At 59.9% G+C, this 3228-nt stretch carries 4 protein-coding genes and 3 pseudogenes; 5 read left to right on the top strand and 2 right to left on the bottom strand.

Annotated elements, in window-relative coordinates:
• Window positions 1-126 (bottom strand): annotated as a pseudogene (locus AB4Y40_RS42605) (IS5/IS1182 family transposase); the annotation flags it as partial.
• Window positions 127-181: 55 nt separating this feature from the next.
• On the opposite strand from AB4Y40_RS42605, the gene AB4Y40_RS42600 reads away from it, so the two are divergent.
• The 3 genes from AB4Y40_RS42600 to AB4Y40_RS42590 all read left to right on the top strand — a co-directional run bounded on the left by AB4Y40_RS42600 (window position 182) and on the right by AB4Y40_RS42590 (window position 2794).
• Window positions 182-607 carry a transposase gene (locus AB4Y40_RS42600; protein ID WP_368692967.1) on the top strand — a complete coding sequence of 142 codons (426 nt, stop codon included), beginning with the start codon at window positions 182-184 and terminating at the stop codon, window positions 605-607.
• Window positions 608-893: 286 nt separating this feature from the next.
• Entirely contained in the window at window positions 894-2135 is a 1242-nt protein-coding gene (locus tag AB4Y40_RS42595; RefSeq protein WP_368692966.1) for a tyrosine-type recombinase/integrase, read from the top strand.
• The gene (locus AB4Y40_RS42590) at window positions 2132-2794 is read left to right on the top strand and encodes a tyrosine-type recombinase/integrase (RefSeq protein ID WP_368692965.1); all 663 of its coding nucleotides are present in this window, start codon (window positions 2132-2134) and stop codon (window positions 2792-2794) included. The genes AB4Y40_RS42595 and AB4Y40_RS42590 overlap by 4 nt, the downstream gene beginning before the upstream one ends.
• On the opposite strand, the pseudogene AB4Y40_RS42585 reads toward AB4Y40_RS42590, so the two are convergent.
• Window positions 2677-2928: pseudogene (locus AB4Y40_RS42585) on the bottom strand (transposase); the annotation flags it as partial. The gene AB4Y40_RS42590 and the pseudogene AB4Y40_RS42585 sit on opposite strands and share 118 nt — an antisense overlap.
• Between AB4Y40_RS42585 and AB4Y40_RS42580 the strand changes: the two are divergent.
• Together AB4Y40_RS42580 and AB4Y40_RS42575 are read left to right on the top strand one after the other, a co-directional pair.
• Window positions 2810-3073: a hypothetical protein gene (locus AB4Y40_RS42580; RefSeq protein ID WP_368692964.1), complete on the top strand. Its 264-nt coding sequence runs from the start codon at window positions 2810-2812 to the stop codon at window positions 3071-3073. The pseudogene AB4Y40_RS42585 and the gene AB4Y40_RS42580 overlap by 119 nt on opposite strands.
• A gap of 47 nt (window positions 3074-3120) precedes the next feature.
• Window positions 3121-3228: pseudogene (locus tag AB4Y40_RS42575) on the top strand (IS6 family transposase); the annotation flags it as partial.

Below are 3228 nucleotides of genomic sequence, written 5' to 3'. Positions count from 1 at the left end.
TCACACTTTGGTTAGAGCCCTGCGTGACATCCAGAGGTTGCCCAGCGCAAACAGTGTCGTGATCTGCGCGGTGTTCTTCACCAATCCCCGGTACCGCGTCTTCGTATAACCAAACTGCTGCTTGAGCGTAAGCGGCTCGCGGCGGCCGTCGTAGACGGCTGCAGGGATCGGCATCAAAGTGATGTCCATCATTTTCGAAGTGATGGACACCACTTTGTCAGAGCCAACACAGAGTCCCGGCAGCCGTAAAGGTCGCCCGAACCATAATCCCGAATTCCGACGTCGCTTGGCGAAGGCAGCCTGCGAACCAGGGGTGTCAATCGCCCGGTTGGCCCGTGAGAACGGCTTGAACGCGAACCTCGTGTTCGCGTGGCGGCGCCGGTATCTGGCGGAACAGCAAGCCGAGCCGGTGCAACTCGTTCCGGTGGCGATCTTGAACGAGGCGTCATCGGTCGATGAACCTCCGGCGCCGCCAGAGCCAGAGATCGTGCGGCCGGCTGTGCCCGCTGGTTCAATCGAGGTTCGGATCGGCCGGGCAGTGGTTAAGGTCGACGGTATTGTCGACGCTGAGATGCTTCGAACGGTTTTGGAGAGCCTGCGCTCGTGATTTCTCTGCCAACAGGTACGCGTATCTGGCTTGTCGCGGGCATCACGGATATGCGCGATGCGGCTTCCAGGGCTTGGCTGCCAAGGTGCAAACAGCGCTTGAGGAGAACCCGCTGATATGTGACGGGTACCAATATGTGTCAGCAAGTCTCTTAGGCCTCCAACAGATCGCCACACCTTAAGTGTTTTCGAGGTACGGTGTCGTCGTTGCCGCCACATAATATTTGAGCTTTTACTCTCTCCTGACGCCGGGACGTTCCGGCGCATCATGCAAAGGAGAGAACGTCATGCTGGAGCTTTACTTCAAGTATCCAGGCGTCCTGGAACGCCTGCGCAGCGGCGCACTAGGTGGCGAGATGGACCGCATTGCCGCCCGTTTCTCGGAGATCGGCTACGCGCGAGCCTCAGCGCGAGTCTACCTCGACCGCATCGCCCGTTTTGGTCAGTTCGCGAGCAAGGTTGGTCATCGGGATAGTGCGGCGATTGATCAGGACCTTGTCGAGCGCTATCTGCTTGCAATTGAAGCACCGAGCGTCCGTGTCGGAGCCCAAACTGCGATACGCCATGTGCTTCGACTGCTGCAGGATCGACTCCCGGTAGCGCGTGAGCACAGGACCCCGGATCCCGACTGGCAATTGCTAGCCGCCTACGACGAGCACTTGTGCAAGGTTCGCGGGCTGCAGCCCAGAACTCGCCAGGGAAGGATACTGGCCGCGCGCCGCATGCTCGGATGGTACAGGGAGCATGTTCCTGGTCAATCACTGTCCGCAATGACGGGTGAGAATGTGTTGGCCCTCGTCAGTCACCTCCTGTCGCTAAGCATCAACGACTACACGAGATCGGCTACCGTCTCGCATGTTCGCTCCTTCCTCCGGTTCTTGCGTTGGGCAGGCCTCATTGAGGAGGAACTCGCCCGACTCGTGCCGCGGGTGCCATGTTGGCGGATGGCACATTTGCCGCCCCGACTGGCGTGGGAGGAGGTCAGGCGAGTAGTCGATGCAATTGACGTCACGGATCCTTCTGGTGTGCGCGACCGCGCCGTGCTGCTATTGCTCGCGACGACAGGGATACGTAGTCGGGAACTGCGATTACTCGAGCTTCAGGACATTCGATGGCGAGCTGGCGAAGTGGTCGTACGTCGCACCAAGGCGCGGCGGGACCGCGTCGTTCCTCTACTGGAGGAGGTGGGCGACGCGCTTGCGGAGTACGTGCTTCACGCCAGGCCAAAGACCCAGGCTCCACAGGTCTTCCTTTGCCACCGGCCACCCGCGCGTCCTCTCGGCAGCAGCTCCACGTTGGCCGCCCTCGTCCGTCGCCGGCTGGAGCGATGCGACCTGCAATCGCCACGAGCCGGCGCACACCTCCTGCGTCACAGCCTGGCAACCCAGTTGGTCGGACAGAAGCGCCCCATCAAGGAAGTCGCCGACCTGCTGGGCCATCGGAACATCGACACGACGGCAATCTACGTGAAAGTCGCGCTGCCGCAGCTAGCTATCGTTCCACTTCCATATCCAAGGGGTAAGTCATGAACGACTTCCCGCAAATGCTCGCCTCCAAACTGGAGGAGTACATCGAGCTTCGCCGGTCTCTGGGCTACGCCTTCCGCAAGCAAGCAGCAACGTTGCGCATCTTCCTGCGATACGTCGAAGACAGTGGAACTATGGGTCCGTTGACGCAGGAAATGGCGATCGCATTCGCTCTGTCGGTCGACGGGTCTGGCAACTGCCGCGCCCGTCGTTATGCAGTTCTCCGGCGCTTTGCGGAGTACCTCTCCGTATACGACACCCATACAGAGACCCTCGATTCGCATGTATTGCCACGGTCTCGCGCAGTAACACCACCGCGAATCCTCAATGACGTGGAGCTGGCAGCGCTCATGACGGAATCTCGGCATGTTTCTCCACACAGCGAGCAGCGAGGGCAAACCCTGGAGACGTTGGTAGGTCTGTTGGCCAGTACCGGCCTGCGCTCTGGCGAAGCGCTGCGCCTCGATCGAGCTGACGTGGATCTGGTCGAAGGCGTTCTCCAGGTGCGCAGAACCAAGTTCCGGAAGGACCGCCTTGTTCCGGTCTTCGTAAAGACCGTTGGCACCCACACGTCGTCGTCCATTGCCAGGCCGATGAACCAGCGAAACAAGAGGTTGTATTGCACCTGCTCCATCAGTTGGCGCTCCGAGCGGATGCTGTAGAGCACCTGGATCAGCATGGCTCGCAGCAATTTCTCCGGCGCGATGCTCGGCCGTCCGCCTTTTATGTCCGCCTCGTACATCTGGGCGAACAGTCGATCCATCTTCGCCAGCGCTTCGTTCGCCATCACGCGGATCGAACGCAACGGATGCGACTTCGGGACGAAGTCATCCAGCTTGCGCATGGAAAACAAACTCTCGGTAAACGTGTCAGCGCCGCGCATGATCTCCGAGGGCAAGTGGTTGTCCATCTATCAACGCTTCACGAACTCTGCGCGATGACGTCTTTCAGCGGTACTTCAGCAACCTGTTAATGCGTGACGTGATCGATGACCGAGAAGCTGGGTCCGGGTGTGGGAAAAGTACTCAAACGCTTGCATTACCCGCTGGACGTGATGTTGCTGTGGGTTCGGTGGTACGTGGCCTATGCGCTGAGC

It is taken from the genome of Paraburkholderia sp. EG287B, from assembly GCF_040965595.1.
Taxonomy (GTDB): domain Bacteria; phylum Pseudomonadota; class Gammaproteobacteria; order Burkholderiales; family Burkholderiaceae; genus Paraburkholderia.
This window is presented reverse-complemented; position numbering and strand designations above follow the sequence as displayed.

Coding starts and splice junctions, on each gene's coding strand:
- AB4Y40_RS42600 (WP_368692967.1), top strand. CDS start 182: ATGTCCATCATTTTCGAAGTGATGGACACCACTTTGTCAGAGCCAACA.
- AB4Y40_RS42595 (WP_368692966.1), top strand. CDS start 894: ATGCTGGAGCTTTACTTCAAGTATCCAGGCGTCCTGGAACGCCTGCGC.
- AB4Y40_RS42590 (WP_368692965.1), top strand. CDS start 2,132: ATGAACGACTTCCCGCAAATGCTCGCCTCCAAACTGGAGGAGTACATC.
- AB4Y40_RS42580 (WP_368692964.1), top strand. CDS start 2,810: ATGGCTCGCAGCAATTTCTCCGGCGCGATGCTCGGCCGTCCGCCTTTT.